The following is a 25,853-nucleotide window of genomic DNA, read 5'->3' as shown; positions in this document are numbered from 1 at the left end:
TAGCCAAGCCTCACTGCCGCAGCGCAGATCGCTCGCAGAGCCTCGCCGCAGGCTAGTCGCCGCCAGCAGGTAAGCACTTCAGCGCAGTGCCGAAGCCTGCTGCAGACCGGTCGCAACCAGCCCTTTGCGGCTCAGCTCCGGCGCTGAGCCCCGACCCTCACCGCCGCAGGCCGCTCGCGACGCTGCCCTCGGCGGTGGCGTGGCCCATGGCTTCGGCGGCCAGGTCGGGTTGGTCGCGGAGTTCTTTGGCGCTGAATTCGTCGGCGGCGCGGCCGGCTACGAGGATGGTGATGCGTTCGGCTACTTCGGCGGCGAAGGCGGGGCGGGGGGCGGCTACCAGGATGGTGAGGCCTTGGTCGGGGAGGGTTTTGATGAGGTCTGCTATGTCCTGGACGATCAGGGGGGCGAGGCCTTCGGTGGGTTCGTCCATGAGGAGGAGGCGGGGTTGGCCTAGGAGGGCTCGGGCGATGGCGAGCATCTGTTGTTCGCCGCCGGAGAGTTGGCGGCCTCGGTGGCCCGCGCGTTCGGCGAGGCGGGGCAGGAGTTGCTTGACGCTGTCGGGGGTCCATTGCGCGCTGGCTCGGTCGCGGCGGCTGCGGCGGCCGAAGGCGAGGGTCAGGTGTTCCTGGACGGTCAGGCCTGGGAAGACCCTGCGGCCCTGGGGCACGAGGCCTACGCCGGAGCGGGCTCGGCGGTGCGCTGCCTGCCGGGTGACGTCCGCGCCGGCCAGGCCGACGCGGCCTGAGGACGCCGCGACCAGGCCGGACACGGTGTGGATCAGCGTGGTCTTGCCGGCGCCGTTGTGGCCGACCACGGCGTGGACTGATCCTTCGGGGATCTCCAGGTCCAAGCCGTGCAGCACGGTGCCGCCGTCGTAGCCGGCGGTCAGGGAGCTGAGACTCAGCATCAGAGGGTCCCCTCGACAGCACCGGAGTCACGATCAAGGTCAGAGTCGGGAGTGGCGGCGAGATCGGAACCCAGATCAGGGCCGGAGTCTAAGTCGGCATCGGCGCCCAGACCGCTCTCCAGCTCCGAGCCCATCCCCGACTCCCCCAAGTACGCCGCCCGCACCGCCGCGTCCGCCGCGATCTCCGCGGGCGTCCCGCTGGCCAGCAGCTTCCCGTCCTGGAGCACCGTGACCGTGTCCGCGACCGCCGAGACGAAGGCGAAGTCGTGCTCGACCACCACCACCGTCACCTCCCGGGGCAGTGCCCGCATCGCCGCGAGGAGGCGCTCCACGCCCTGGTCGGTCAGGCCCGCCGCGGGCTCGTCGAGCAGCAGCACGCGCGGATCGGCCGCCAGTGCCATGCCGATGTCCAGCATGCGGCGTTCGCCGTGGGCCAGTGCGCCTGCGGGGCGGTCGGCGAGGGCGGTGATGCCGGCGGTCTCCAGGTACTGCTCGCAGGACGCGGACAGTGCGCGGTAGCGGCGTCGGCGCCACTTCGCGCGCATGTCGGAGTGCGGCCAGGCCGCCAGCGCGATGTTGTCCGCGACCGTCAGCGTGCTCCACACCGTCGGCTGCTGGAAGGTGCGGGCGATGCCCAGGCGCGAGCGCTTCACGCGCGTGGTGCGCGTGACGTCGCGTCCGTCGTAACGGATCCGTCCGGAGGTCGGGGGCAGCTCGCCGGAGATCAGGTTCAGCAGCGTGGTCTTGCCCGCGCCGTTGGGTCCGATCACCGCGTGCCGACCGCCGGCCTCGAAGCTCAGGTCCAGGCCGCCGACGGCGAGGGTGCCGCCGGCGAAGGCCTTCGTCAGGCCGCTGACCTCGATCATCGCCGTCGTCGTCATCGTCGCCATCGCCATCGCCTCCGACGCTGCCTGCGCGCCGCCGACCGAAGCGCCAGAAGCGCCAGAAGCGCCCGCGGGCCCGGTGGCTCCCGTCGTAGCCGTCGTCATGCCGGGTCTCCTCGTCGTTTCGGAACCCGGAACCGGATCCCCGCCACGCCGTCGGGCAGCGCGTAGACGGCGATGATGAACATCATCCCGAGCAGCAGCGGCCCGTGTCCGGGGAACGGTCCGGCCAGCCAGTCCCGGGTGGCGACGATCAGCCCGGCGCCGAGCAGCGCGCCCAGCGGCGAGGTCGCCCCGCCGATCACCACGGCCAGCAGCACCAGCGCCGAGTTGGCGAAGCTGCCGTCGTCCGGCGAGACGTACTGGTTGACCGAGCACATCAGCACTCCGCCGAAGCCCGCCAGCGCGCCGGCGCCGACATAGGCAAGCCACTGATACCGCGTCACCGGATGCCCCGCGGAGCGCATGCGCGCCTCGTGGTCGCGGCAGGCGAGCAGCAGCTTGCCCACCGGCGAGCGCAGCACCCACCACACGACGGCCACGATCGCCGCTGTGGAGACCAGCACGAACCAGTACACCGACCGGTCCGAGTCCAACGTCGCCATCCCCGGCAGCGGCTTCACCGGCGGGATGCCGTACATGCCGTCCGTACCGCCGGTGAGCGAGCGCCACTCCCCCGCGGCGGTGACCGTCAGCTCGCCGAGGGCCAGCGTGGTCATCAGGAACGCGACCCCGCGCGTGCGCACCGCCACCAGCCCGGTCGCCGCGGCGAACCCGGCGGCGACGAGCGTCCCGCACAAGAGCTGCACGACCCCGATCGTATGCCCGTGAGTGCCCATCACTCCGGCGGCGTACGCCCCGACCATGAACGGAGCCGCCTGCCCCGAGGTCGGCAATCCCGCGTAGCCGGCCAGGATGCTGACGCTGACCGCCAGCACCCCCAGCGCCAGCGCCTTGGACAGCAGGCTGACGCCGTAGCCGTCGAAGCTCGACGGCGCGATCAGCAGGAAGGCGGCCAGCACCGCGGCCGGCACACCGACCCGCACCCGCGGCGACTCCAGCGCCGAGGGAAGACTCATCTGCAGGCTCATGCGTGCGCTCCCGCCGGCGCGCCCACCGAGGCCGACGAGCCGCGGAAGGTCCGGGCCACCAGGCCCACGGCCATCAGGCCGAACAGCAGGTAGGGCGCCCAGTTCGAGGAGATGGACACGCCCAGCGTCTCGATCTCCCCGACCGCGATCGCCGCCACGAACGCCCCGGCGACCGAGCCGGGCTTGCCGAGCACGATCACCACCATCGAGAGCATCAGGACCTTGTCGGCGGTGTCCGGTCCGGGACCGATGATCGGCGCGCCGAGCCCGCCGGCCAGTCCGGCCAGCGCCCCGGCGGCGCCGCACAGCGCGGCGTGCACGCGCCAGGGCGCGTAACCCATCGCCCCGACCATGTCCCGGTCGTCGGCCGCGGCCCGCAGCAGCGCGCCGGCGCGGGTCCGGCCCAGGACGTACGTCCCGGCCAGCGCCAGCACCGAGGCCACCAGGATGAACAGCAGCCGGTAGGTGGGATAGACGTGCCCGAAGATGTGCACCGTCCCGCTGACGGAGGTCGGGATCACCACGGGGTGCTGGTCCCCGCCGTAGACGGTGCTCAGGATGTCGCCGCCGACCAGGGCCAGGCCGAAGGTCAGCAGCGCTTGCGGCAGATGGCCGCGTTCGGCCAGCGGCAGCGTGCTGGCGGCGAGTACCCCGCCGCCGAGCGTGCCGCCGACGGTGGCCACGATCAAGCCCAGGAACGCGGAGGACCACGAGCCGTCGGACACCGTGGCGGCCAGGTAGCCGCCGAGCGCGAACAGGGTCCCGTGGGCGATGTTCAGCACACCGCCGATCCCGAACAGCAATGTCAGGCCCGCGGCCGCGACGAACAGCAGCAGCCCGTAGGCCACTCCGTCCAACGCGGGCACGAAGTGCGTGTTGAGCGCACCCATGGAACCCCTTTCGCAGTGCTCTTGCTGGTTGTGCAGGTTACGCCGGTCGCGCTTTCCGTGCAGAGGCTATTCAGCAGTCGAACACGCTCGGCTGCCGAGGCGTCCTCGGCAGCCGAGCGTTCACAGCGGTCTGTCTTGACTCAGCTGCCGATGGTGGCCAGGTCGCCGACCTTGACGTTGGCCAGCGCCGTGCCGTCCATCTCCACCTTGCGCAGGTACCACTTCTGGACCGGGACGTGGGTGTCGGAGGACAGCTGCCAGGTACCGCGCGGGCTGTCGATCTGGCCCATCGCCTTGATCGCGGCGTTGATCGCCTCCGGCGTCAGGTTCGAGCCGGCCTTGGCGATCGCCTGGTCCAGCACGGAGGCGGCGTCCCAGCTGTACATCGCGGTCGCCGGCGGCGCCTCGCCGTTGTACTTCTGACCCCACGCCGAGACGAACGCGCGGTTCGCTGCGCTGGAGATGTCCGGCGAGTAGTTCATCGAGGTGATGATGCCGTTGGCCGCGGTGCCCTCGGCCTTGAGCGCGCCGCCCTCGGTGATGAAGCCGGCGGCGTACAGCGGGATGTCCTTGGCGTCGGACTGGGACCAGTCCTTCACGAAGGCGATCGCGCTGGCGCCGGTGTAGAAGCAGTAGATCGCCTTGGCGCCGGAGGCCTTGACCTTGGCCAGGTACGGCGTGAAGTCCGAGGTGGCCGGGAACGGCGTGAACGTCGGCTTGCCGCCGTCGTTGGCGAGCTTGCCGCCGGCCTTGGCGAAGGAGTCGGTGAACCCGCGCAGCTGGTCATAGCCGCCCTGGTAGTCCGGACCGAACGCGTAGACCGAGCCGCCGACGTTCTGGGCCATGTACGGGCCCATCGCGCCGCCGGGGTCGGTGGACATGAAGCTCATGGTCCACAGGTGCGAGACGTCCTTCATGGTCGGCCGGCCGCCGGTGTTGACCACCGGGACCCCGGCCGCGGTCGCGATCGGCACCACGGCCTGGATGGTCGGGGTGGCCACGATGCCGGCGATGGCCAGCACGTGGTCCTGCTCGATCATCTTCTTGGCCACCGGCACCGCCGCGGCGCCGCCGTTGGCCTCGTCGCCCACGTCGAGCTTGACGGTGTGGCCGCCGAGCTTGTTGCCGTGGTTGTCCAGGTAGAGCTGGAACCCGTTGAGGTGGTCCGGACCCAGGGCCTTGTTGCTGCCGGTCAGGGCGGTGATCAGACCGATGGTGATGGGCGAGTCGCCCTTCGCGGCGGACTTGCCGGACGTGCTGCTGCTGCATCCGGCGGCCGCGAGCACGGTCACCGCGCCGATGGCCACAGCGGCGCGCAGGCGCGCCGGAACTCGTGACGAGAACAACGCTGTCTCCTTAAGCGATTGATTTCAGGGATACACACGGAAACGGTTCCGCCGGCCGGATCGACCGGCGGCCCGAAGCCTCACGGGCCTGCCGGGGGTTCGGAGCTCCCGTGGTGGTGGTGCTGTGGTGGTGGTGCTGTGGTGGTGGTGCTGTGGTGGTGGTGCTGTGGTGCGTCTGTGCGGTGGTACATGGTTCAGGTGCAGGTTCCGATGTCGGTTCTGGTAGTGGTTCCGGTCCGGATCCGGCCGGGATGGCGGATCCTGATACGGCTCACGGCCGGGCGTACGCCGCGTCCGGGTTCATCCGGATCTGGGTCACGGCGTGCTCCACGAGGGTGACCAGTACGCGCTTGCTCGACTCGCGCCGCCGCGCGTCGCACATCAGCAGCGGGACCGACTCCCGGACCGACAGCGCGTCGCGGATCTCCTCGTGGCCGTGCATCGGGGCGCCGTCGAACTGGTTGATCGCCACGACGTGCGGGATCGAGCGGTGCTCGAAGAAGTCGATGGCGGCGAAGGCGTCGTCCAGCCGCCGGACGTCGGCCATCACCACCGCGCCGATCGCGCCGCGGGACAACTCGTCCCAGAAGAACCAGAACCGCTCCTGCCCGGGCGCGCCGAACAGGTACAGGATCAGGTCCTGGGCCAGGGTGATGCGGCCGAAGTCCATCGCCACGGTGGTCGAGGTCTTGCCCGGGATGCCTCGGACGTCGTCGATGCCCGCCCCCGCGACGGTCATCTCCGCCTCGGTGGTCAGCGGCTGGATCTCCGAGACCGAACCGACCAGGGTGGTCTTCCCCACCCCGAAGCCGCCGGCCACGATGATCTTCGCCGCGGTGGCCTGGTTCGCCCGGTTCACCGCATCCGTCCGGCGGACTCGCGGGCAAGCATGCGCGAGCGCGCCATCGGCGTGAGCGCGGCGCCGACCTGGTTGATCAGCTCGGCCATGGTGTAGGACACCTGGCCGATGTCGCACTCGCGGCGGGCGAAGACCAGCAGCGAGGCGCCGTCGCTGACCGCCATGGAGAACAGGAAGCCGCCGAACAGCTCGGTCAGATTGCTCTGCACGGGAGCCGCGCGCAGCAGCCGGGCGGCGCCGGCCAGCAGGCCGACCAGCCCGGAGGCGACAGCCGCCAGGTTCTCGGCCTGCTCCTCGGTCAGGTCGGCGCTGGCCGCCACCACCAGACCGTCGGCCGAGACGGCCAGGGCGTGCACGACACCGGGCACACGCAGTGCGAAATCGTTGAGGAGCCAGTCCAGATTGTCGGGGGGACTGCTGGGCATGAGCGACATTTTTAGAAGGTCCCTGTGCTTGAAGGCGGCGTGTAGGGGGTCTGGGGGGCACTGCCGGGGGCGCCGCGGCCGCCGATCCCGCGGGCGTAGGCCACCATCGAGGCCGAGACCCGCGACGGGTCGCGCTCAGCCGGGCTGGCCGCCTCCGGTTCCTCGTCCATGGCCTCGGCGGGGAGCCGGGCCAAAGGCACCCGCTTGGGCAGGCCGTGCGTCGTCTTGGACTCGGTCCGCTCCTGCGCCGGCGCCGCCGCCGGCGGAACCGCGACCGGCCCGGGGGCGGCGGTCGGCAGAGCGGGCTGGGCCTGGTACGACGGCTGGGCCGGAACCGTGGGCCGTGCCTGATAGGAGGATTGGCCCTGGAACGGCGGCGACCCGGCGGGGGCGGGTGCAGCCGGGTAAGCGGGCTGGGACTGCTGGGTCTGGAACGAGGGACGGCCCTGGAACGAGGGCTGTGCCGGGGGTTCGAACGCCGCGCGGACCTGATACTCGGGCTGGGCCTGCGTCTGGTACGAGGGATGCGCCGCTTGGGCCGCCGCCTGCGCGGCCTGAACCGCTTGAGCTTGGGCGGCCTGCGCGGCCTGTGCTTGTGCTGCCTGCGCCGCCTCGGCCGCCGCCCTGCCGCGCAGCGCTCCGGCCAGCCACGGACTGAGCGGACCGTCCGCCACTCCCGGACCGGTTCCCGGCGCTCCGACCGGCTCACCGGCCGGACCTGCCGGAGCCGACGGATTCGCCGGACCGGCCGGCCGGCTCAGCGGCCTGACCCGGATCGGCGCGGGCGGGAATCCGTTGACGCCCTCAGCGATGCCGGCCTGCGGCGCGCCGTAGTGCGCGGCCGCGTCCATGGCCGAGGCCGGCTGATGAGGGAAGGGCGAGGGCCTGCGGTTCGGATCGAAGCCGGCTGCCGGGGCGCCGAACTGCTGGTCGGCGGCCACCTCCGGCGCCACCGCCCCGCGCCGCCGCCGGCCGCCGTTCACCGCTCCCGGCTGGGAGGCCGCGCCCACGCTCGGCATCGGCGCCGGGGCGCTCGGGTTGTACCCGCCGGTCTGCCCCATCGCGGCGGTCAGCGAGTTGACCGCGGTGGCCGGCAGCGAGGCGAAGGACTCCTCGTGCGCACCCGGCACCCAGTACAGCGTGGGCGGCAGGACCAGCTCGGCGATGGTCCCCCCTTGCGGGTTCTGGCGCAGCTCCACGGCTATGCCGTACCAGGAGGCCAGCTGGCCGGCCACGGTCAGGCCCATCGCCTTGACCGAGGCGGCGTCCAGGTGGGTCGGCGTGGTCAGCCGGGCGTTCAGCTCCGAGCGGCGCCGCGGCGTCATGCCGATGCCGCGGTCGGTGATCTGCACGATGATCCGGTCGGCCAGCACGCGCATGTCGACCAGCACCCGGCTGTCCGGGGAGGAGAAGGCGGTGGCGTTGTCCAGCAGCTCCGCACACAGGTGCACCAGGTGGTCCACCACCGGCGGGGCGACGACCACGCTCATGTCGACGTTCACCAGGTCCACGCGCGAGTAGCGCTCGACGCGCCCGGCGGCGCCGCGGATCACGTCGATCAGCGGCACGCCCTCGTCGCGCACCCGCACCGTGCCCTCGCCGCCGAGCACCAGCAGGCTCTCGTTGTTGCGGGTCATGCGGGCGGCCAGGTGGTCCAGGACGAACAGCCGGGCCAAGCGGTCCGGGTCCTGCTCGTCGCGCTCGGCCTTGTCCAGCTCCAGGGTCAGCGCGCCGGTCAGGCGTTCGCCGCGGCGGGCCAGGGCGACGAACGCGGCGCCGACGCCGGCGCGCAGCAGCACCTGTTCGGCGGCGGTCCGGATGGCCTCGCGGCGGACCGCGTTGAACGCGCGCGCCACGGCGGCTATCTCGTCGTCGCCCTTGACCGGCAGACCGCCGGCCGCCTCGTCGGCGAACTCCTCAGGGGTCTGACCGGTCAGCGACCCGGTGCTGCGCAGCGCCTGCACCGCGGCCGGCAGGTCCTCGAAGGCGACGGCGTGCGCGCCGTCGCGCAGGCCTCGCAGACCCTTGATGATCGGCCGGCCCAGCCGAAGGCTGACCATCAGCGCCAGCAGCACCGTGCCGGCGATCGCCGCGGCCTCGATACCGGCCAGCTCGCGCTGGTGGGTCCGGTCCTTGGCGATCAGGTCCAGGGTGGCCAGGTCCATGTCGTGGCGCACGCCGTCCAGCGCGCGGAGCCGGGCGTCCAGCGGCGGCGTCCACTCCTGGGGCTGCACCGAGACCTGGGCGCCCATCGGCGTCTGGGCGACGGCGTCCTCCAGCTGCCCGGCGTTGGACATCCCCGCGCCGCCGAGCACCTGGTTCGGCTCGTCCTGCCAGCTCGCCGGCGCCAGCGCGCCGAAGGACTCCATCGCGCTGGCGTAGCTGGAGCGGCTGCTGATCAGGTCCTGGGCGGCCGAGGCGGTCTGGCCCTCGCCCATCGTCCGCAGGACGTCGGCTTCCTCCCCGGACAGCGCTTCCCGAGCCTCGCTGAGCGCGGAGGTCGCGCGCAGCATGGTCGCCACCTGGTTCGAGGCGCCGGAGTTCTGTACCAGGTCGTGGTAGGAGAGCAGGTCGGCGATGACGATGTGGTACTGGAAGTCCGCCGACGAGAGCGTTTTCGGCGAGTTCCCGAGGATCAGGTGGCGCAGCGTGTCGATGGAGCGCAGCTCGCCGTCGATCCGGGACAGCAGCGCCTTGCCGTCCGAGGACAGCCACGGCATGTTCTTCAGCTTGTCCTCGTAGGCCGCGGTCGCCGCCTGCGTCTTGGCGATCTGGTTGTTCAGCGCCGTGGCGTCCGAGCCGGGCGCGGAGGTCAGGTAGGAGGCGACCTGGGTCCGCTCGGCCTGCAGCTCGGCGACCAGGTCGCCGGCCGCCGTGGCGGAGTTCATCAGGGTGTACAGATGCCCGGCACTGATCGCCCCCGATGTCGAGGTGACCAAGGCCAGCGCCCCGAAACCGGAGACGGCACACAGGGGGACAGCGACCAGTATGCCGAGCTTCTTGGTGATTCTCACGGGGTGGCCTTTGCGATCCGCGCTGGTCGGCGCATCGGGTAGGGGCGAGCGACGTCAGGTGTCTGCTGTGCGGGGGGTGCGACACTCGATCAAAGGTCTGTCAAAGGCCGACCCGACGGCCACGAAACAGACCACTGCTTTGTTCGAGCGAATGCATGCTAGCGGAAACGGGTTGGCTTGAGACAGCCTGGGTGGTGGAACGGACACGGAACGCGCAAACTAGGCGGTGAACAGGCACTTCGGGACTTACATCGCGCCGGAGATGCCCGATTCAGGACGACGAGGCCTGGTGCGTCCGCCCAAAACGATTACCGTGCGTTGCCAAAGCCCGAAGAAACTCGTGGGCACCGAGGGCTGAATCTGAGACAGAACGCCATAGACAATCGGCGGCGCCGTGATCGACGAGGAATTCACGGGCGCGTAACCTCAAGCGCCGACTTGCGGTTCGGTCAGCAGAGGGGAGACCGGAGGCGGGGTCCAGCGTTCCCCCTTGGGCCGGCGGACGCCATATTCCTCTTTGAGGTGATCAGGGATCGCATAGTGCATGATCCGGCCGCGTGTCAGGGAGCTGAGCTCAAGGCGCGTGGTGATCGCGCCGAGCCGGTCGATCAGCATCGCGGCCAGCGGCGAGCGTTCCTTGAGGTGCTCGGTGACGCCGAGCAGCAACGGCGCCGCGGGGATGAGATGGTCGAACACTGCGAACCGCGGAACCTGCAACCAGTCCGCCGCGGTGTCCCCGACCAGATAACGAATCAGAGCCGGAACAATCGGATCCAGCAGCGTCCCGGGGACGACGTCCTCGTACAGCTCGATGAGCTGCCGGGTGAGCTGAACGCCCTCTTCGGAGGGACCCATGAACCGGGCCATGTAGAGGTCTGAGAAGTCCCGCGCCTCCTCCAGATCCGCCGGCGCCGCCTCCAGATCGATGCCGAGCATCGCCCCGACGACGCGCCAGGCGTACAGATAGGCGTCGGCGCCAGCCTCGGTGACGTGCACACCCAAGCGGTGCAAGGCGTCCAGCACCTGAATGGAGAACATCATCTGGCCGCCGATCATGTCCTCCTGACAGATCGGCACGCCCCAGGTCGCTTCGTCCCACGCGCCTTCGCGGCGCAAGTGATGCCGAATCGATGCGTGCAGCAGACGGACTTTCTGCGCGGCCGGGACAAAAGCGCCGCCGGCTTCGAAGGCGTCGGGACGCATCAGGTACACGGTGAACTGACCGGTCGCCGCCATCCGGTTCGACGGGTACTCCAGCGCGTGCGTGGCGGCGAGCAGTTTGGCGACGTGCGGGACCATGTAGCACGCCGGCATCGAGGCGAAGGACAGCGCGGTGGAGATGTGGACGTTGTTGTCGATGAAGAACATCCGCGCCGTCTCCATCCGGTCCCAGTCGACCCAGTCCGGCGGGGTCGACGTGGCCGCGAGGTACTCGTGGACCACCTGCGGCAGACCCTCGGGCAGCGGATCGCCGGAGCGGTCGAACCAGCGCATCAGGGTGTTGAAACGTCCGAGCTGCCCGCTGGCGAACAGGGCCTCCACGGTCGCGTCGGCGAGTTCGTCGCCGCGCAGACGCAGCGCGGCCATGGCTTCGGGGGTCACGGACATCGGGTTCTCCTGAGCAGTAAGAGCGGTAGGAGCGGGAAGACGGGAAATCAGGACGTGCGAGTGGTGACGGCGCCGGCCAACTGGTGCAACGCCTCAGCTGCCGACCGCGGCAGAGCGGCACCGGAGAGCGCAGCTCGAGCCCGGCGCACCCGCTGCGCGATCAGCTGCTCGACGCGGCCGCGCGCGCCGCTGCGCTGCAAAATCGCGCGGACTTCGGCGAGGTCCGCCGAGCCGATGTCCTCGCGGCCGAGCAGCCGGTCCAGCACGGCGCGGTCGCGCGGCGTCGCGCCCTGCCGGGCGAAGGCGACCAGCGCGGTCGGCCGCGCCGCGACGAGGTCGTCGAGGTTGTTCTTGCCGGTGATCGCGGGATCGCCGAACACCGCCAGCAGGTCGTCGCGCAGCTGGAACGCCTCACCCAGCGGCAGTCCGTAGTCGCTGAAGACGCCGAGGGTGCGCGCGGAGGCGCCGCCGAGCCGGCCGCCGATCTGCAGCGGATGCTCGACGGTGTACTTGGCGGTCTTGTAGCGGATGATCGTCAGCGATTCCTGCGGATCGGTCTCGGTGCCGGTGCGCAACACTTCCAGGCACTCCCCGGCGATCAGCTCGCGCGCCAGAACAGACCACATGGGCCGGGCTCGCGCCAGGTATACCGCCGGCAGTCCGGATCCGGTGAACAGCTGCCCGGCCCAGGCCATCAGCAGGTCGCCGACGAGCAGCGCGAGCGAGCGCGCGGCGCCGTCGGGGTCGGGCGCCTTCGCGGTGGCCTCGCGCAGGGCGACGTGCGGGGTGGGGACGCCGCGGCGCAGCAGGCTGTCGTCGATGAGGTCGTCGTGGACCAGCGCGGCGGCGTGCACGAGTTCCATCGCGGCGGCGGCGCGGACCATCGCCGGGGTGTCGCCCTGCCCGGCCGCGCGCCAGCCCCAGTAACAGAAGGCGGCACGGATGCGCTTGCCGTCGGCGACCGCGGCGCGCAGCTGGGCGCCGACCGGTGCGAGCAGCGGATCGACGGCTTCGAGCAGGCCGGTCTCCTCGCGCACGAAGGCGCGCAGTTCGGTGTCTATCCGGGATTTGAGGGCGGCCTGGGACAACACTTCAACCCCCGGAGGCGTTCTCGCGCGCCGCGGCGGCCCGCCGAGCCACCGCCTCCATGTGCGCCTGCGCGGGCGGCGCGACCCGGTCGAGCACCACGTCGCCGTGCTCCTTGACCTCGCGGTGCAGATCGGCGGCCATCTCCGGCAGGTCCGAGCGCCCCAGCACGCCCCGGGCCCGGCGCACCGCCCCCTCGGCGGCCTCCAGCCCGAGGTCGGCGAGCCCTGCCAGCAGCCGCACGGCGTCCCGCGCCGCCGATCCCACCCGGTCCTGCTCAGCCACCGCTCAGCCCTCCCCACCCGCCGTCCTGCTCCGACGCCCGCCCCCTTCCCGGGCCGGAGTATCGCCAAGCCCTGATTCGCTCGAGTGGGTGATGTGGCTTGACATGCGGGAAGGTGAGTAACCTGGCAGCGTGCGACCTTTCCTCAAGAGATTGACAGTGGGCACCGCCGCGGCGCTGCTGGCAGCCGGCTGCTCGTCCTCGGGGACGGCCGGCGGCGGCGCGACGGCGAGCCCGAACCCGTCCGCGGTCACCGGCACCGCGCTCGGCGGCGCGCAGCCGTCGAGCGCCACGACCGCGGGCTCAACGCCGGCTTCGCCGTCGACGTCGGTATCGACTTCGCCATCGGCATCAGCGTCGACCTCGGCGCCGGTCACGACCCCGGCGTCGGCATCGGTCTACGGCTGCGACCAACAGCCGGTGTCGCAGCCGAAGACCTACATCCTCACCTACGGCGACGGCGGCGTGGTGCTGAACCAGCTGACCTGGTCCGGCTGGGGCACGGCGAGCACTACCGCGACCGGCGTGCAGACGCGGAACAGCTGCGTGCCGAGCTGCGCCGCCGGTTCTCCCATCTCCACCAAGGCGACCGCGACGCTCAGCGGACTGAGTGCCGGCCACTACACCAAGCTGCGCGTGGTCGCCGGCCCGACCACGACCGACTACAGCGTCACCGCCGCCGGGCCGACCGCGGCGGGCTGAGAACCCGCTCAGGCGAAGAACTTCGCCAGCACCGGACTCACGACCTGCGCGCTCACCTCGTGCGTCTGCTCCGGCAGCGTCACGCGCTCGCCGTCCGGACAGGCCTCGGCGATGATCCCGGCGGGGTCGCGCAGGATGTCCGGGCTGGCGCCGCCGTCCATGGCCAGGACCGGCACGGCGATCGTGCCGAGCACGTCGGTCGGGACCGCGCCGCCGGCGCCGTAGCCCAGGACGGCGTTGTCGTACGTCAGGGTCTTGGCGACCGCCGTGAACATCGGCCACACCGGCGAGCGCCGCATCTCCGCCACCTGCTCGGCCGGCACGCCGACGAGCGTCATGAACAACGCGGGCATCTCCTCGACGCGTCCGGCGTCCAGCGCCTGGTGCAGGTCGGCGGTGTACCGCAGCGCCGAGTCGCGGTGCCATTGCTGGGTGACGTAGGGAGCCTCGTAGCACGCCACCTTGGTCACGCCGATGTCCGCCGCGGCGCCCAGCAGCGCCAGGGCGCCGCCGGAGGAGAAACCGACGACGCACGCCTGTCCGCCGGCCGCCTGGATCAGCGCCGCCAGATCCTCGACTTCCCGCTGCGGGGAGTACGCGTCCGCGTCGCCGCTCCCGCCCCGGCCGCGCCGGTCGTAGGTGTGGACGGTGAACTCCGAGCCCAACTGCTCGGCGATGCCGCCGCTCGGGCCGAACGAGCGGTGGCACAGGGCGCCGTCGACGACGATGACGGCCGGTCCCTCGCCGGTCGTGCTGTAGGCGATGGCGGTGCCGTCGGCGGAGGTCACGGTGCTGGTGACGGTGCTGGTCATGAGGGTGGGTCCTTTCGGGAGGGTGTGCGGCGTCATCCGGTTGGACGACGCCCGCTCCCGAAAGTCATCGGTGCGTTCAGGAAGACGTCGGCGACGTCTCCGTGTCCGTGCCGCCGGCCGGAACCCGCGCCGCCGGCGTCGGCAGCCCGAGCAGCCCGAGGAAGTCGTTCTTCTCGACCAGGCCGACCACCAGCGAGCCGGCACGCGTCTCGGTCGGCTTGGCCGACAGCTGGGCGATGTGGTTCGCGCCGCCGAGCACCGAGGTCTTCGGGTCGGTCATCAGGTGCGACCACGGCTCGTCGGTGATGAGGTCCTTGCCGCTGCTGACCGCCTTGGTGAAATCCGTGGCGAACGCCTGCGCGCCGGCGGCGTCGGGGGCGGAGGCGCAGATCTCCATCCGCAGGTCGGACGCGCTGGTCCCGGTGACGCCCAGCGCGATCGCCGACACCTTGCTGTTCTGGATCTGCTTCTGATCGGTGATGACGAACGCCGCGAGCGGCGAGCCCAGGCAGTCGGCCAGCGGGCCCACCACCGGGTCGTCCGCCAGCGCCTTGCCCTGCGCGGGCACCGCCGCGGCCAGGTCGGAGGTCGCGCCGCCGTAGACGATGCTCGTCTTGGACACCCAGACCACGTTCAGCCAGCCGGTCATCCCCGGCCCGACGCCGGTGCTCGGGTCCAGCTTGCTCATGTCGATCTTGTGGTCGTCCTCGAAGACCCACGCCGTGACGCCGTTGCCCCGGTCCGAGCTCTTATAGCCCCAGGCGGCGAGCTTGGCGCCGATCGCGGCGGGATCGAAGGTCCCGTACAGCACCTGGACCGTGTTCGGCGCGGTGCCGAAGCTGATCGCGGTGCTCCCGGTGGTGTAGTCGAAGCCGGTGTGCTCAGGCAGGAGCTCGGAGTACCCCCGGAGCTGGTCGGCGCCGACGCCGAGGAGGCCCGCGAACGGACCGCTCTCCCCCTCGGTCGTGCCGCCGTTGAGCTTGGTCACCTGCGCGGTGTCGCCGTACTCGATGGAATTGCTGGTCTGCGCCGTGGCGTGGACGTTCTTCAGGGCCGCCTTGAACGAGCCGGAGCCGGCGCCCCCTCCCCCGCCGCCGGACGTCGACCCGCTGCTGGAGCACGCCGCCGCCGAACCCGCCGCCAGCGCCAGCGCCGCGACGACCGCCGCCGACCGCCCGAACCGCCGCACGATCTCGCCCATGATCCATCCCCCTTGACAGCCTTCAGACAAGCCCGGAACGAGCCGTGCCCACCATAGCCAGCCACGCCGACGCTCCATGAGCTGGGGTGATTGGAGGGTCAGCTCACCGCCGCGGCGCCATAGGTCCGCAGGGCGATCCGGACGAACGACCGGACCAGCGGATCGTCCCGGGCTCCGGCCCAGGCGACGACCAGCGCGCTCGGCGGCACGTCGGCCAGCGGCACGAAGGCCAGTCCGTCGGGCAGCACCTCGATCCGCGGCGCCAATCCGATCGTGCCGTTCCACAGCACCGCTTGCAAGCATTCGTGCACGGTCCGCACCAACGGGCCCTGACGCGCCGGGCCGTCCGGCGCCGTGGCGTTCCAGAACGCGCGCCAGATGGGATCGGCGCTTTCCGGAAAGCGGAACCAGCGCCGGTCGGCGAGGTCGGCCAGGTGCAGCGCCTCGCGGTCGGCCAGCGGATCGTCGGTGCGCAGGACCGCCCCGACGGGGTCGGTCCGCAGTCTTCGGACGCTGATACCGGTCTCGTCGAAGGGCGCGTAGGTCAGCGCGACGTCCACCAGTCCGGCGCGCAGCCCGGAGGTCGGGTCGGTGAAGTCAGCCTCGCGGATCTGGACGTCGACATGCGGGTGGCGTTCGCGGAACGCCTTCACCAGATGGGAGGCGGCGGGATCGGCGTCGTCGGTGAGCATGCCGACGGTCAGCGTCGCGGCGCCGGCCGCCGCCGCGACCTTCGCGCGCAGCCGGTCGGCCTGGTCGAGCAGCGCGCGGGCGTCCTGATAGAACCAGGCTCCGACCGCGGTGAGCGCGACCCCGGACGGCGACCGCTCGAACAGCGCCACGCCGAGGTCGGCCTCCAGCTGCCGGATGGCGCGGCTCAGCGGCGGCTGCGTCATGTGCAGCCGCCGGGCCGCCCGCCCGAAGTGCAGTTCTTCGGCGACGGCGGCGAAGTAGCGCAGCGCGCGCAGTTCCATGTCCACCACAAGGGACGATACCCGCACGGTATCGCCTGTGCCCGATCGGACTTGGACGCCTGCGGCGCGCCGGTGGTGGACTCGGGACATGGCTGAATACCCCTTCCCCGACCCGGTCGTCGAGACCTCCGGCGCCGTAGAGATCGCCTCCGACCTGGTGGTCGTGCCCAACCAGGACGTCGATCTGGTCCCGAACATCGGGGTGATCGGCGGGACCCACTCCGTCCTGGTGGTGGACACCGGGCTCGGTCCGCGCAACGCGGCGCAGGTCTTGGCCTTCGCCGCCGAGTACGCCAAGGGCCGCCGCCTGTACCTGACGACCACGCACTTCCACCCCGAGCACGCCTTCGGCGCGCAGGTCTTCGCCGGCGAGGCGACCTACCTGGTCAACCGGGCGCAGGCCGACGACCTGGCGCAGAAGGGCGCCGGCTACCTCGCCATGTTCACGCAGCTCGGCGAACCGGTCGCGCGGGAGCTGGCCGGCACGCAGCTGCCCACCCCCGACGTGGTCTTCGACGACGGCTACGAGCTGGACCTCGGCGGCCGCACCGTGCGCCTGCGCCCGACCGGCCGCGCCCACAGCCGCGGCGACCAGGTGGTGACGGTCCCGGACGCCGGCGTGCTGTTCACCGGCGACCTGGCCGAGGCCGGGCAGTTCGCGATCTTCCCCTGGTTCCCGCCGCACGACACCGACGTCTCGGGTCTGCGCTGGATCCGCGTGATGGAGCGGCTGGCCGCCGAGCCGCACCGCGTCGTGGTCCCCGGGCACGGCGGCATCGGCGACGCGCGGCTGCTCGCCGAGGTCCGCGACTACCTCAGCGAGCTGCGGGAGCAGACCTGGCGGCGGCGCGACTCGGCGATGTCCGAGGAGACGGTGGTCGAGGAGGTCAGGGCGCTGATGGTGGAGCGGCACCCGGAGTGGCGGATGCGGGAGTGGATCGAGCGCGGGGTCGGGTGTCTGTGTGCTGAGCACGAGGAGCTCGCTGCACATGAGGCGCGCACCGAGCAGGACGCGGAGCACGCCGCAGACGCCTGAGCCGATGGGATACTGAAGCGCATGGCTTCACGACCCGCGATGGCGCTGACCTCTGTGACGATCGGCGCGCCGGCGCCCCGGGACCTCGCCGCCTTCTACTCCACACTTCTGGACTGGCCTATCACGACCAGCGAGTTCGCCGGTCCTGGCAGACCTCCCGAAGACGGCTGGGCCCAGATCCGCCCGCCTGCCGGCGTCATCGGGATGACGCTCAGCTTCGAATACGAAGCCGAGTTCACCCGGCCGGTGTGGCCTGCGGTCGAAGGTCGGCAGAACTCGACGCAGCACCTGGACATCGGGGTCGCGGACCTCGAGGAGTCGGTGCGCTGGGCCATCGCCGCCGGTGCCACGCTGGCGGAGTTCCAGCCGCAGCCGGATGTCCGGGTGATGATCGATCCCACCGGGCATCCGTTCTGTCTGTTCGAGGACGAATCCGTGCGCTGACGTGGAGGCACCGTGCCGCGCTCCGGTGTGAGCCGCCCGGCGGATGGAGATCACCTCTTGCGAGGACCCGCCCCCGCCGCCCGGCGGACGGCCCACGCCAGGAGGCCCGCGTGCTCGCGCTCACGGTGATCGTCGTGATCGGCGCCTGTGTGCTGGCCAGCGGCATCGTCGGCAACCGGCTCGGGATCGCGCCGCCGGTGCTGATGCTCGCCGCCGGGGTGCTGGTCGGGTTCGTGCCGCGGCTGCGCTCGGTGAACCTGCCGCCGGACACGGTGCTGCTGGTCTTCCTGCCGGCGCTGCTGTACTGGGAGAGCCTGAACGCCTCGCTGCGCGCGATCCGGCGCAGCCTGCGCGGGGTGGTCCTGATGAGCACCGTGCTGGTGATCTTCTCGGCGGCGATGGTCGCGGTGGTCGCGCACGCGTTCGGGCTGCCGTGGGGTCCGGCGTGGATCCTCGGCGGGGCGCTGGCGCCGACCGACGCCACCGCGGTCGCGGCGCTGGGGCGGGTGCTGCCGCGCCGGGCGATGAACCTGCTGCAGGCCGAGAGCCTGATCAACGACGGGACCGCGCTGGTCGTCTACGGCGTGGCGGTGTCGGTCACCATCGGCGCGGAGCACTTCAGCACGGTGCACGTCGGCTTGCTGTTCGCACGCTCCTACATCGGCGGGGCGGCGGCCGGGATCGCGGTGGCGTTCCTCGGGGCGAAGGTGCGCAAGCGGCTTGAGGACCCGCTGCTGGAGAATGTCGCGGTCCTGCTGATCCCGTTCAGCGCGTTCCTGCTCGCCGAGGCGATCCAGGCCTCCGGCGTGCTCGCGGTGGTGGCGTGCGGGCTGATCATGAGCCAGCTCGGGCCGCGGGTCGGGACGCCGGCGGTGCGGCTGCTGTCGCAGGGCTTTTGGACGCTGGGGACGTACCTGCTCAACGGCGCGCTGTTCGTCCTGGTCGGGCTGCAATCCCAGTCCGCGGTCCGCAACCTGACCAGCTTCGACCTGGCGCGGGCGCTGTCCGCGGTGGCGGCCGTGTGCGGGGTGCTGATCGGGGTCCGGTTCGTCTTCCAGTTCGCGGTCATCTACCTCATCCGCGCGCTGGACCGCCGAGCGTCCCAACAGGCCCGGCGGGTCAGCCACGGCTTCCGGGTGATCACCGGGTTGGCGGGCTTCCGGGGCGCGGTCTCGCTGGCCGCCGCGCTCGCCGTCCCGAACACGCTGCACAACGGCCAGCCGCTGCCGGACCGGGACGTCATCGTGTTCGTCACCGCCGGGGTCATCGCGGCCCTGATGCTCCAGGCGTTCGCGCTGCCGCCGGTGGTCCGCTGGGCGGACCTGCCCGAGGACACCGTCATCGAGTCCGAGAGCCGCATGGCGAACCGGACCGCCGCGGAGGAGGCGCTGGAGGCGATGCCCGCCATCGCCGCGACGCTGGGCACCGCCCCGGAGATCACCGACATGGCGCGCCGGGAGTACGAGAAGCGGCTGCACGTCAGCCAGGCCGGCGATCCCGACGACGACAGCGTGGACATGGACGACGACGCCGCCGAGCGGCTGCGCGAGTTCGACAGCCAGTACCGCGAGCTGCGGCTGGCGCTGCTGGGGAACAAGCGCTCCACGCTGCTGCGGCTGCGCGACGAGCACCGGATCGACGACGCGGTGCTGCGGCAGATCCAGGCGCGGCTGGACTGGGAGGAGGTGCGGCTGACGCGGGCGCAGCTCATCGATTAGCGCGCTAGCGCTGGTGCGCGACTGCTAGTGCCCTACGGCTCGTGCCCTACCGCCGCGCTATTCCAGCTCCAGCCGCAGATGCCGTCCTGCCCCCAGCGCGCCTCCCGCCGCGACCGCCTCGCCGAGTTGGCGTGCCAGGTGGGGCACATTCGTCGAGGCGAGATACAGCTCCGCACCGGAGTCGATCAAGCGCCGCACCGGACCGCGATAGTTGATGCCGAGTTCCGGATCCTCGAGTTCGGCGACGACGACCCGCGCCACTGGGAACATCTCGCGCAGGTTGGTCAGCAGCTGCGGGCTGATCGGCGGGACCAGGAGGACGTCGGCGGTGCTCGGCGCGGAGTGCATGTCCAGGACGATGTAGTCCGCGCCGAGTTCGTTCGAGAGCTTGGTGCGGGCGCTGTCGGAGAGCTTCATCGTGGTGGCGACGACCATCACGCCGTCGTCGGCGGGGTCGTCGCCAGTGCTGCCTGTCCTGCCGGTGCGATCTGTGCTGTCTGTGCTGTCTGTGCTATTAAAATTGTCGTCGCCGGCCGAGCGCGCCGGGATGACCATGCCCTCCAGCGGCGCGGACCCGGCGGCGACGATCGTCGCGACCTGCTCGCCACCGCGCGTGATCACCAGCTTCCCGCCGGGCGCCAGATCGGCTATGAGCCGCGCGACGTCGTCGGGTAACCGGGCCAGGTCGATCTGCGCCCCGTTCCGGTCTCTCATGCCGATCAATCTACCCACACGGCGGCCTCCCGCGTGCCGCCCCCTCTACATCAGCTGCTCGCTGACCTCCCACAACCGTGCCGCAGCGTCCTGATCGACGGCGTAGGGCAGCACGCCGGGCCCTTCCAGCAGCTCCCCCGGCTTGAGCTCCTCGGCGCTGACGACCGGGCTGACGTCGCAGTCCTCGCAGTAGACGCCGCCCAGGCCGTCCAGCGCGGGGCTGGTCGCGCACCAGATCGTGGTCGCCGCGCCCTGCTGCGTGGTCTTGACCGGACGTCCGTCGTCGACGACGAGACGGCCGTCGCGCTCCTCGACGCCGGCGGCCCGCAGCGCGGCGGGGTCCATGTGGCGGGTCAGGGCGGTGTCGAGGATCGCGCCGGGGTGCACGGAGAAGGCGCGGACGCCGTCGGCGGCGCCGCGGCGGTCGAGCTCGACGGCGAACAGGACGTTGGCGGTCTTGGACTGTCCGTAGCCCAGGAACGGCTCGTAGGGGCGGTGCTCGAAGTTCAGGTCGTCGAACACCACCGGGGAGTAGCGGTGGCCGCGCGAGGACAGCGCGACGACGCGCGCCCCGCCGGCGGCGGCCAGTGCCGGCCACAGCCGCGTGGTCAGGCGGAAGTGCCCGAGGTGGTTGACGGCGAACTGCATCTCGACGCCGCGCGCGTTTCGGGCCAGCGGCGTCGCCATGACGCCGGCGTTGTTGATCAGCAGGTGCAGCGGCCGGTCCTCGGCGAGGAAGCGCTCGGCGAAGGCGTCGATGGAGGCCGGGTCGCTGAGGTCGAGCGGCTCGACGCGCACGCCGTCGAGGTCGTGCAGGTCGTGCAGGGCCTCCCGCAGGGTGTCTTGCGCCGCAGCGGTGTTCCGCGCCGGCACGATGACCTGCGCCCCGGCCTCCCGCAGCGCGCGCACGGTCTCCACCCCGATGCCGCTGGCGCCGCCGGTGACGATCGCGGTCTTGCCGGTCAGGTCGATGCCCTTGATCACTTCCCCGGCCGTGGAGTCGAAGCCGAAGCCGGAGTTCAGAGGCTGTTGCGCTGTGGTGCTCATGGCGGTGGGTCCCTTCTGGGTGTGCTGTCAAAACCACGGTAGGAGGGATGCGATGTACGATGAATACTTGTGAGTTCGCAAAACTTGCTCGAGCGTTCAGCCGAACCGGTCACCCCGGGCGAAAACGATGATCCCCTGTGCGCCGCCCTGGCCGTCGCCGACGCGCGCGCGGCCATGTCCGGCGCCTTCGTCGCGGGCGGCGACTGGGCCGTCCGGCTGCACGCGCCCGACCGGCTGAAGGTGAACTGCGTCATGCGCGGCACCCCGGTCCTGGTCCGCCAGGACACCGGCGAGCAGCTGCGGCTGGCTCCGGGCGACGTGATCGTCTCCGACGGCGCGCTGCCTTACGTCCTGTGCAGCGACCCGAGCATCGAACCCCACCCCTCAGGCTGGCTCGCCACCGACCCCCGCACCGGATTCCGCCGCATCGGCCACGGCGAGGACGTCATGTGCGTCGCAGGCCACGTCGACCTGAGCCGCGACGGCGGCGGCCTCCTCCGCAGCGCCCTGCCGAACCTGCTGCACATCCCCGGCGACGCCCCCGAAGCCACCCCCCTGCGCCGCCTGATCGAGCAACTCCTCGACGAGATGACCACCCGCCGCCCCGGCGCCCCAGCCGCCATGGACCACATCGCCCAACTGATCTTCCTCCACGTCCTCCGCATCAGCCTCACCACCACCGCCACCCTCCCCCCAGGCTGGCTCCGCGGCCTCGCCGACCCCCGCATCTCCCCCGCCCTCCACCTCATGCACCGCGACCCAGCCCGCCCCTGGCGCCTCGAGGAACTGGCCCAAGCGGCAGCACTGTCCCGAACAGCCTTCGCAGTCCGCTTCCGCGCCACCGTCGGCGTTCCCCCACTCACCTACCTCCTCACCTGGCGCATGAGCCTGGCCGCCCGAGCCCTACGCCGCGACACCACACCGGTCGCGGTCCTGGCGCGCGAGGTGGGCTACGGCTCCGAGAGCGCGTTCAGCAACGCTTTCAAGCGCGCGGTGGGAACCTCGCCTCGGAACTACCGGAACCGGAGCTCGGTGGGCGGGGACGCGGAGGCGGAAGCAGGGTAGGCGCGGCGATAGGTGCGGTTCGCGGGTGCGGTTTGTTGATCAAAGGGCGCCGAGCCGCGGAAGCACGCGGCCCGGCGCCCTGCCATCGACGCAGAACGCCTCCGAGGTCAGGCGTTCATGAACTCGTCGATGCGGAGCGGCCGGGCGGTGATGCGGACATCGCCGATCCAGCCGTTGTGGATCTGGTTGATAGCGCCGGCGTATTCGTAGCCGCCGAGGAGCCAGGAGTGGTTCAGGGTGGTCAGGCCGATGGCGGGGGTCGAGGGGTTGCGGCCCTCTTCGCAGCCGTTGACGTACATGCGGTTCACCTTGCCGTCGTTGACGATCGCGACGTGCCACCACTGCCCGAGGGGCAGCAGGTGGCTCCAGGCGGTCGACGCGCCGGGCTGGTTCAGCGGGTAGACGTTCCACTGCAACTCGGAGCCGCCGGACAGGCTCAGGGTGGCGATCGGCTCCTGCGGGTCGGTGTTGCCGCCGGACTTGCCCGCCTCGCTGCTCATGCCCCAGCGGCTGAGCAGGCCGCTCCACGCGCTCTGCGAGGAGTCCCAATCCGCGGGCAGCTTGAAGAACATCTCGAAGGTGTAGCCGTGCTGGAACGTCTCGGCGTTCAGCGGCGCGTTCGGGACGGTCTGCAGCCAGGCGCCGCGCGTCGGGTGGCCCTGGCCGGTGAAGCGCAGCGAGCCGTGAGCCGGCTGGTCGGGGTGGAACTCGGTGGTGGACCAGCTCACCGGCGTGCCGGTGGTGCCGGGGACGTTCTCCTTCACCAGGTCGTTGCCCTTGCCCGACAGGTCGCGGATGATCTGGCTGTCGCCGAGCGCCGAGCCGTCCGCGCCGCCGCCGTCGAAGCGCCAGTAGGCCAGCGTGTCGCGGGTCAGCATCTTGGCCGCCGGACGCGCCGGACGTGCCGCGACCGGCGCGAAGCCGCCGAAACGCTGGTCGAAGTCGATCGCCATCGAGAAGCGGTCGACCGCCGACGTGAGCTCCATCTCCTGCCCGGCCAGCTCGTTCACCTGGCTGGTGGCCATGCCGCGGATGAACGGCGAGAACGTCGACACGTCCACGGTGTTGCGCCGCATGTCGAAGCGGTACGTACGGATCATCGCCGCGCCGCCGTAGTAACGGTCCTGATAGTTGGTGATGTGGACGTGCACATCGTGGCCCGCGGCGTTGCTCAGCGTCGTGGACCCGGGCGGCCAGTAATGCCCGTTCAGGCTCAGGAACACCTGGTCGTGGTTCTTGATCAGCCCGTCCCACAGCTGCTGCCCGTAGTCGGACAGGTACGCGGTCCCGGAGTCGTCGGCATAGGCGACCTCGTGCGTGGTGACGATCACCGGCAGCGTCGGATGGTCGGCGATGACCTGGTTGGCCCAGGCGAACCCGGCCGGCGAGAGCCGCCAGTCCAGACCGAGCAGCAGCCAGTCGCGACCGCCGCCGCGGAAGATGTGGAAGGTGTTGTACCCGTCGGGGCTCGCGCCGCCGAAGCTCGGGGACTTCGCCGCGCGCGCCTTGGTGAACGTGCCCGAATACGGCGTGGCGCCGCGCTGGTCGTCCCCGGACACGTCGTGGTTGCCGGCGACGACGCTGTAGGCGACCTTCTTGCGGTCCAGCATCTCGAAGACCGCGCCAGCCGCGGCGAACTCCCGCGCCTCACCGTTCTGCGTCAGGTCGCCGAGGTGCGCCATGAACACCACGTTCGCGTCCTGGTCCCCGCTGAGGATGTAGCGGAACGAAGCCTCCATCGGCGCCGGGTGGATCCGGTCCTCGTCGAACATGTACTGCGTGTCCGGCATCACGACCAGCGTGAACACCGGGTTGTCCGGGTCCGGATCCCAGCGGGCGCCCGGGGCGTCGGTGTCGATGGCGGTGACGTCGTAGATGCTCGCCCCGCCGTGCTTGGCATCGGCGGCGGCAGCAGACGCGGCAGCAGACGCCGCCGGCCCGAACACCGTGGTGCCGGAAGCCAGCGCGGTCGCCCCCGCACCCACCAACCCGGCGTTGCGCAGGAACGCGCGCCGACCGGTCGCGGCAGGACCGGCGGAGTCGAAGTCGGCGGTGCGAGGGCACTGGCAGTGCGGGTCTTCATGCTCGTGGTTCATAGCGGCTCCGGGGAAGTGGGGATTCCGCCGGTACCGTATGCGGCGCCCCCCGACGCGCGAGGATCACGCGAGCCACGAGCGGCCGAACATAGGTGAAACGCATTAGTCCACGCGCTCACCTCACTCCGCGTCGGCGACGATCGCCCCGACCCGTTCTCCCAGACCGGGATCGCGGCGCGTGAGGATCACCGCGTACACCAGCGCCACCGCCAGCACGCCGAGTGCCAGGTACGGGAACCAGTCATACGGCGTGGACTGCCCCGGCTTGGCCAGGTAGTACAGCGGCACGACGATCGCCGCTGCGCCGATCAGCGGCAGCACCGCGTGCCGCACGACGCGGAACTCAGAGCGCTGATACCGGCGGTAGTAGAACGGCAGCGCGACGTTCGAGGCCAGATACACCAGCAGGATCAGGATCGTGCCCATCGTCGAGGACTCGGCGAAGAAGGACACCGGGTCCATCGTCCCCTTGCCGCCGACGATGTGCAGCAGTCCCCAGCCGCCGATGATCAGCAGGGCCGCCGAGACGAAGACCAGGATGGCGTTGAACGGCGTGCGCCGCGTCGGGTGCACCCGGCCGAGGAAGGCCGGCAGCAGCCGTTCGCGTCCGGCGTTGAACAGCAGCCGGGTCTGGGAGTTCGTGCCGGAGATCAGCGAGCCGAGGGTGGAGGTCAGGCCGGCGATGTAGGCGAAGAAGGCCAGGACGCCGAAGGTCCCGTGCGCGACGTCGATGAACGGCACGGCGGCGGCGCCGGTCTTGTCCGCGTCGTAGCCGAACCCGGTGACCGTGGCGTAGGCGAACAGCACGTAGCCGACCGACATGATCCCGATCGAGGAGAAGACGGCCCGCCCGACATTGCGCCGCGGATTCTCGGTCTCCTCGGCCAGCGCCGCCGAGTTCTCCCAGCCCACGAACATGTAGACGGCCAGCGGGAAACCTTCGGCGAGCCCTGACATGCCGCCCTTGACGTGGCTCGGCGTGAACGGCTTGATCGACAGGTGCGCGCCGTGCTTGGCGATGGTCGCCACCGACACCACGACCAGCACCAGCATCTCGACCGCGAAGAAGTACCCGGCGAGCTTGGTGGAGACCCCGATCCCGCGGATGATCAGTGTCACCGCCAGCGCCGTGAGCACCAGCGTGAACAGGAACCAGGGCACGTTCCAGCCGAAGTAGTAGTTCAGCGTCATCGACAGGAACCCGCCGGAGATGGCGATGACCGAGGAGATGGCGATGATGTACCCGGCGGTGATCAGCAACGCGGTGGTCACCGCACTCGTCGGCCCGAACGTCTTCCCCACGAACGTGATGAACCCGCCCGCAGACGGATGCGCCCGCGAGAACTGGGCCAACGTATTGCCCAGCAACGCGACCGTGAGCCCGGCGACCACGATCGTCAGCGGCGAAGCCACCCCGGCCGTGGTGGCCAACAAACCGAACCCGAAGTAGAAACTCATCGCCGGCCCGATGTTCGCCATCGTCGAACTGGCGATATCGAGCAGGCTCAACGACCCGCCACGCAGACGGTCGTCACCCGGCCCGGGCGCGGCCGGCGCCGGAGCGGGCACGGTGGAGGGGGAATCCATTGTGGACATGGGCGACTCCTCGACGGCTGGGACTTGCCGAGAAAATAGCTCACAGAGAACAGAT

At 71.1% G+C, this 25,853-nt stretch carries 23 protein-coding genes; 5 read left to right on the top strand and 18 right to left on the bottom strand.

Annotation, left to right across the window (positions count from 1 at the left end; all coding sequences use genetic code 11):
• Positions 1 to 157 precede the first annotated feature (157 nt).
• The 11 genes from CACI_RS16515 to CACI_RS16465 form a co-directional block, all read right to left on the bottom strand.
• Positions 158 to 907 carry an ABC transporter ATP-binding protein gene (locus CACI_RS16515; protein WP_012787521.1) on the bottom strand — a complete coding sequence of 250 codons (750 nt, stop codon included), beginning with the start codon at positions 905 to 907 and terminating at the stop codon, positions 158 to 160.
• Complete coding sequence (locus CACI_RS16510; protein ID WP_012787520.1) at positions 907 to 1,896, bottom strand: ABC transporter ATP-binding protein; 990 nt, start codon at positions 1,894 to 1,896, stop codon at positions 907 to 909. The genes CACI_RS16515 and CACI_RS16510 overlap by 1 nt, the downstream gene beginning before the upstream one ends.
• Positions 1,893 to 2,882, bottom strand: a complete 990-nt coding sequence (locus CACI_RS52410; RefSeq protein WP_012787519.1) for a branched-chain amino acid ABC transporter permease — start codon at positions 2,880 to 2,882, stop codon at positions 1,893 to 1,895. Before CACI_RS52410 ends, CACI_RS16510 begins: the two co-directional genes overlap by 4 nt.
• Complete coding sequence (locus tag CACI_RS52405; protein WP_012787518.1) at positions 2,879 to 3,772, bottom strand: branched-chain amino acid ABC transporter permease; 894 nt, start codon at positions 3,770 to 3,772, stop codon at positions 2,879 to 2,881. Before CACI_RS52405 ends, CACI_RS52410 begins: the two co-directional genes overlap by 4 nt.
• A 140-nt stretch (positions 3,773 to 3,912) precedes the next feature.
• The gene (locus CACI_RS16495) at positions 3,913 to 5,118 is read right to left on the bottom strand and encodes an ABC transporter substrate-binding protein (RefSeq protein ID WP_012787517.1); all 1,206 of its coding nucleotides are present in this window, start codon (positions 5,116 to 5,118) and stop codon (positions 3,913 to 3,915) included.
• A gap of 271 nt (positions 5,119 to 5,389) precedes the next feature.
• On the bottom strand, positions 5,390 to 5,977 hold the full coding sequence (locus CACI_RS16490) for a GTP-binding protein (RefSeq protein ID WP_012787516.1): 588 nt from the start codon (positions 5,975 to 5,977) through the stop codon (positions 5,390 to 5,392).
• Complete coding sequence (locus CACI_RS16485) at positions 5,974 to 6,411, bottom strand: roadblock/LC7 domain-containing protein (protein ID WP_012787515.1); 438 nt, start codon at positions 6,409 to 6,411, stop codon at positions 5,974 to 5,976. Before CACI_RS16485 ends, CACI_RS16490 begins: the two co-directional genes overlap by 4 nt.
• A 2-nt stretch (positions 6,412 to 6,413) precedes the next feature.
• Complete coding sequence (locus CACI_RS16480; protein WP_012787514.1) at positions 6,414 to 9,416, bottom strand: sensor histidine kinase; 3,003 nt, start codon at positions 9,414 to 9,416, stop codon at positions 6,414 to 6,416.
• Between the two features lie 426 nt (positions 9,417 to 9,842).
• Complete coding sequence (locus tag CACI_RS16475; protein WP_012787513.1) at positions 9,843 to 11,024, bottom strand: oxygenase MpaB family protein; 1,182 nt, start codon at positions 11,022 to 11,024, stop codon at positions 9,843 to 9,845.
• Positions 11,025 to 11,071: 47 nt separating this feature from the next.
• Positions 11,072 to 12,115 (bottom strand): polyprenyl synthetase family protein, encoded by a 1,044-nt coding sequence (locus tag CACI_RS16470; RefSeq protein ID WP_012787512.1) that lies wholly within the window; start codon positions 12,113 to 12,115, stop codon positions 11,072 to 11,074.
• Position 12,116: 1 nt separating this feature from the next.
• On the bottom strand, positions 12,117 to 12,395 hold the full coding sequence (locus CACI_RS16465) for a hypothetical protein (protein ID WP_012787511.1): 279 nt from the start codon (positions 12,393 to 12,395) through the stop codon (positions 12,117 to 12,119).
• Between the two features lie 130 nt (positions 12,396 to 12,525).
• On the opposite strand from CACI_RS16465, the gene CACI_RS16460 reads away from it, so the two are divergent.
• The gene (locus CACI_RS16460) at positions 12,526 to 13,095 is read left to right on the top strand and encodes a hypothetical protein (protein ID WP_143765267.1); all 570 of its coding nucleotides are present in this window, start codon (positions 12,526 to 12,528) and stop codon (positions 13,093 to 13,095) included.
• Positions 13,096 to 13,103: 8 nt separating this feature from the next.
• On the opposite strand, the gene CACI_RS16455 is transcribed toward CACI_RS16460, so the two are convergent.
• The 3 genes from CACI_RS16455 to CACI_RS16445 all read right to left on the bottom strand — a co-directional run bounded on the left by CACI_RS16455 (position 13,104) and on the right by CACI_RS16445 (position 16,082).
• Entirely contained in the window at positions 13,104 to 13,907 is an 804-nt protein-coding gene (locus tag CACI_RS16455; protein WP_012787509.1) for an alpha/beta fold hydrolase, read from the bottom strand.
• Between the two features lie 76 nt (positions 13,908 to 13,983).
• Positions 13,984 to 15,108: a hypothetical protein gene (locus tag CACI_RS16450; protein ID WP_012787508.1), complete on the bottom strand. Its 1,125-nt coding sequence runs from the start codon at positions 15,106 to 15,108 to the stop codon at positions 13,984 to 13,986.
• A 98-nt stretch (positions 15,109 to 15,206) separates the two neighbouring features.
• Positions 15,207 to 16,082 (bottom strand): LysR family transcriptional regulator, encoded by an 876-nt coding sequence (locus tag CACI_RS16445; protein WP_041541835.1) that lies wholly within the window; start codon positions 16,080 to 16,082, stop codon positions 15,207 to 15,209.
• Positions 16,083 to 16,170: 88 nt separating this feature from the next.
• Between CACI_RS16445 and CACI_RS16440 the strand changes: the two genes are divergently transcribed.
• The 3 genes from CACI_RS16440 (at position 16,171) to CACI_RS16430 (ending at position 19,280) form a co-directional block, all read left to right on the top strand.
• Positions 16,171 to 17,118, top strand: coding sequence for an MBL fold metallo-hydrolase (locus CACI_RS16440; protein ID WP_012787506.1), 948 nt, complete (start codon positions 16,171 to 16,173; stop codon positions 17,116 to 17,118).
• Between the two features lie 21 nt (positions 17,119 to 17,139).
• Positions 17,140 to 17,562 (top strand): VOC family protein, encoded by a 423-nt coding sequence (locus CACI_RS16435; RefSeq protein WP_223297546.1) that lies wholly within the window; start codon positions 17,140 to 17,142, stop codon positions 17,560 to 17,562.
• A 110-nt stretch (positions 17,563 to 17,672) separates the two neighbouring features.
• Positions 17,673 to 19,280: a Na+/H+ antiporter gene (locus CACI_RS16430; protein ID WP_012787504.1), complete on the top strand. Its 1,608-nt coding sequence runs from the start codon at positions 17,673 to 17,675 to the stop codon at positions 19,278 to 19,280.
• A 57-nt stretch (positions 19,281 to 19,337) separates the two neighbouring features.
• Here the strand turns inward: CACI_RS16430 and CACI_RS16425 are convergent, their stop codons facing one another.
• Both CACI_RS16425 and CACI_RS16420 read right to left on the bottom strand, forming a co-directional pair.
• Positions 19,338 to 19,994, bottom strand: coding sequence for a hypothetical protein (locus CACI_RS16425; RefSeq protein ID WP_041540289.1), 657 nt, complete (start codon positions 19,992 to 19,994; stop codon positions 19,338 to 19,340).
• Positions 19,995 to 20,039: 45 nt separating this feature from the next.
• Positions 20,040 to 21,041 (bottom strand): oxidoreductase, encoded by a 1,002-nt coding sequence (locus CACI_RS16420; RefSeq protein ID WP_012787502.1) that lies wholly within the window; start codon positions 21,039 to 21,041, stop codon positions 20,040 to 20,042.
• A gap of 69 nt (positions 21,042 to 21,110) precedes the next feature.
• On the opposite strand from CACI_RS16420, the gene CACI_RS16415 reads away from it, so the two are divergent.
• Entirely contained in the window at positions 21,111 to 22,106 is a 996-nt protein-coding gene (locus tag CACI_RS16415; RefSeq protein ID WP_012787501.1) for a helix-turn-helix transcriptional regulator, read from the top strand.
• A gap of 107 nt (positions 22,107 to 22,213) precedes the next feature.
• Here CACI_RS16415 and CACI_RS16410 read toward each other — a convergent pair whose 3' ends face one another.
• Positions 22,214 to 24,202, bottom strand: a complete 1,989-nt coding sequence (locus CACI_RS16410) for a LamG-like jellyroll fold domain-containing protein (protein WP_012787500.1) — start codon at positions 24,200 to 24,202, stop codon at positions 22,214 to 22,216.
• Between the two features lie 120 nt (positions 24,203 to 24,322).
• A complete protein-coding gene (locus CACI_RS16405; protein WP_049871594.1) occupies positions 24,323 to 25,789 on the bottom strand; it encodes an APC family permease in 1,467 nt (488 codons plus the stop codon).
• Between the last annotated feature and the right edge of the window lie 64 nt (positions 25,790 to 25,853).

Source organism: Catenulispora acidiphila DSM 44928 (assembly GCF_000024025.1).
Lineage (GTDB): Bacteria > Actinomycetota > Actinomycetes > Streptomycetales > Catenulisporaceae > Catenulispora > Catenulispora acidiphila.
The sequence above is the reverse complement of the archived record's forward strand: the minus strand, read 5'-3'. Positions and strand labels throughout refer to the sequence as shown.

Coding starts and splice junctions, on each gene's coding strand:
- CACI_RS16515 (WP_012787521.1), bottom strand. CDS start 907: ATGCTGAGTCTCAGCTCCCTGACCGCCGGCTACGACGGCGGCACCGTG.
- CACI_RS16510 (WP_012787520.1), bottom strand. CDS start 1,896: ATGACGACGGCTACGACGGGAGCCACCGGGCCCGCGGGCGCTTCTGGC.
- CACI_RS52410 (WP_012787519.1), bottom strand. CDS start 2,882: ATGAGCCTGCAGATGAGTCTTCCCTCGGCGCTGGAGTCGCCGCGGGTG.
- CACI_RS52405 (WP_012787518.1), bottom strand. CDS start 3,772: ATGGGTGCGCTCAACACGCACTTCGTGCCCGCGTTGGACGGAGTGGCC.
- CACI_RS16485 (WP_012787515.1), bottom strand. CDS start 6,411: ATGTCGCTCATGCCCAGCAGTCCCCCCGACAATCTGGACTGGCTCCTC.
- CACI_RS16475 (WP_012787513.1), bottom strand. CDS start 11,024: ATGTCCGTGACCCCCGAAGCCATGGCCGCGCTGCGTCTGCGCGGCGAC.
- CACI_RS16455 (WP_012787509.1), bottom strand. CDS start 13,907: ATGACCAGCACCGTCACCAGCACCGTGACCTCCGCCGACGGCACCGCC.
- CACI_RS16450 (WP_012787508.1), bottom strand. CDS start 15,108: ATGGGCGAGATCGTGCGGCGGTTCGGGCGGTCGGCGGCGGTCGTCGCG.
- CACI_RS16445 (WP_041541835.1), bottom strand. CDS start 16,082: ATGGAACTGCGCGCGCTGCGCTACTTCGCCGCCGTCGCCGAAGAACTG.
- CACI_RS16440 (WP_012787506.1), top strand. CDS start 16,171: ATGGCTGAATACCCCTTCCCCGACCCGGTCGTCGAGACCTCCGGCGCC.
- CACI_RS16435 (WP_223297546.1), top strand. CDS start 17,140: ATGGCTTCACGACCCGCGATGGCGCTGACCTCTGTGACGATCGGCGCG.
- CACI_RS16425 (WP_041540289.1), bottom strand. CDS start 19,994: ATGAGAGACCGGAACGGGGCGCAGATCGACCTGGCCCGGTTACCCGAC.
- CACI_RS16420 (WP_012787502.1), bottom strand. CDS start 21,041: ATGAGCACCACAGCGCAACAGCCTCTGAACTCCGGCTTCGGCTTCGAC.
- CACI_RS16410 (WP_012787500.1), bottom strand. CDS start 24,202: ATGAACCACGAGCATGAAGACCCGCACTGCCAGTGCCCTCGCACCGCC.
- CACI_RS16405 (WP_049871594.1), bottom strand. CDS start 25,789: ATGGATTCCCCCTCCACCGTGCCCGCTCCGGCGCCGGCCGCGCCCGGG.